Annotated in this window: 1 protein-coding gene and 1 pseudogene; both read left to right on the top strand. The window is 73.5% G+C overall.

The window, feature by feature from the left end; translation table 11 throughout:
• Nucleotides 1-337: 337 nt before the first annotated feature.
• Entirely contained in the window at nucleotides 338-1,696 is a 1,359-nt protein-coding gene (locus B7L92_RS37755; RefSeq protein ID WP_081241607.1) for a bifunctional o-acetylhomoserine/o-acetylserine sulfhydrylase, read from the top strand.
• A pseudogene (locus tag B7L92_RS43300) lies at nucleotides 1,693-2,003 on the top strand (homoserine O-acetyltransferase); the annotation flags it as partial. The gene B7L92_RS37755 and the pseudogene B7L92_RS43300, both read left to right, overlap by 4 nt.

Below are 2,003 nucleotides of genomic sequence, written 5' to 3'. Positions count from 1 at the left end.
GCCCTCCGGCCGGGGCGGAGTCGTGTGCGTGACGGGCCGCCGGCCCCGATCCGGCCGGTGGCCGACCGCGTTCGTGAACACCGTATGAAGAGACTGCCCACCTACTGAGACCTCATCTCATTTTCGGCTCGTCTCGGCCTACCATCGAGGCGGTGACCAGCCGGCGCCCCGGCCCCGCACGGGTCACCACCCCGGCGTGTCGCACCGGGAGCCGGCACCCGCGTCGGCGCGTCGTCCCGCCCCGACGCCCTGCCGGAACCACCCGGCGCGACCCCGCCCCACCGGGGCGTCCGCGGGCCCGCACGGCCGCGCGCCGCCACTTCGTACGAGGAGCACCATGAGCCAGTCCACCGAATCCGCCGCCGGTCACACGCCCGACGAGACGTCCACCGGCCCCGGGGCGTCAGCCTGGTCGTTCGAGACGAAGCAGGTCCACGCCGGTGCCGAACCCGATCCCACGACCGGGGCCCGGGCCACGCCGATCTACCAGACGACCTCCTTCGTGTTCCGGGACACCCAGCACGCCGCCGACGTCTTCTCGCTGGCGGAGCCGGGGAACATCTACACCCGCATCCACAACCCCACCCAGGACGTCCTCGAGCAGCGCGTCGCCGCCCTGGAGGGCGGCGTGGCGGCGGTGGCCCTGTCCTCGGGGCAGGCCGCACAGACGCTGGCACTCCTGACGCTCGCCGGGGCCGGCGACCACATCGTCTCGGCCACCTCGCTGTACGGCGGGACGTACAACCTGTTCCGGCACACCCTGCCGAAGTTCGGCATCGAGGTGTCCTTCGTCGACGATCCCGACGACGCCGAGGCCTGGCGCGCGGCCATCCGCCCCAACACCAAGGCGCTCTACGCCGAAACGCTGGGCAACCCGCGGAACAACGTGCTCGACGTGCGGGCGGTCGCGGACGTGGCCCACGGCGCGGGCGTGCCGCTGGTCGTGGACAACACGATCGCCACGCCCTACCTGCTGCGTCCGCTCGAGCACGGCGCGGACATCGTGGTGCACTCGGCGACCAAGTTCCTCGGCGGGCACGGCACCACGATCGGCGGCGTGGTGGTGGACGGCGGAACCTTCGACTTCGGCGCGCACGCCGAGCGGTTCCCGGACTTCACCGAGCCCGACGCCAGCTACCACGGCCTGCGGTACTGGCCGGCGCTCGGCCCCGGCGCGTTCGCGATCAAGCTGCGGGTCCAGTTGCTGCGCGACCTCGGTCCGGCCATCGCCCCGCACTCCGCGTTCCTGCTGCTGCAGGGCGTGGAGACGCTGAGCCTGCGCATGGAGCGGCAGACGGCCAACGCGCTGGCGCTGGCGGAGTGGCTGGAGCAGCGCGACGAGGTCGCGGTGGTGCACTACCCGAGCCTGCCGTCCAACCGCTGGTACGAAGCGGCGCAGAAGTACCTCCCCCGCGGTGCCGGCGCGGTGTTCTCCTTCGAGCTGAAGGGCGGTGTCGAGGCGGGCAAGCGGTTCGTGGACGGGGTGGAGCTGTTCAGCCACCTCGCCAACATCGGCGATGTGCGCAGTCTGATCATCCACCCGGCGTCCACCACCCACAGCCAGCTGAACGAGGAGCAGCTCGCGGCGACCGGAACCGCGCCGGGCCTGGTGCGGCTGTCGGTCGGCATCGAGAACCTCACCGACCTCAGGGCCGACCTGGAGGCCGGGTTCCGCGCGGCCAAGGAGGCCTCCTGAGCACCGTCCTCCCCTCCGGGACCCAGGTCCCCCTCCCGCCGTCCACCGGGGCCTGGCAGGAGGGGGACCCGCCCGGCCGGCGCCGGTGGCACCCGCTCGGCCCGCCCCTGCCCCTGGAGGCGGGCGGTGAACTCCCCGGGGCCAGGCTGGCGTTCGAGACGTGGGGACGGCCGGCTCCCGACGGGTCCAACGCCGTGCTGGTGCTGCACGCGCTCACCGGCGACAGCCACGCGGCCGGACCGGCCGGGCCCGGTCATCCCACGCCGGGCTGGTGGGACGACCTGATCGGGCCCGGTCGGGCGCTGGA

Origin of the sequence: Streptomyces viridosporus (assembly GCF_002078235.1) — a bacterium.
Taxonomy (GTDB): Bacteria; Actinomycetota; Actinomycetes; order Streptomycetales; family Streptomycetaceae; genus Streptomyces; species Streptomyces viridosporus.
This window is presented reverse-complemented; position numbering and strand designations above follow the sequence as displayed.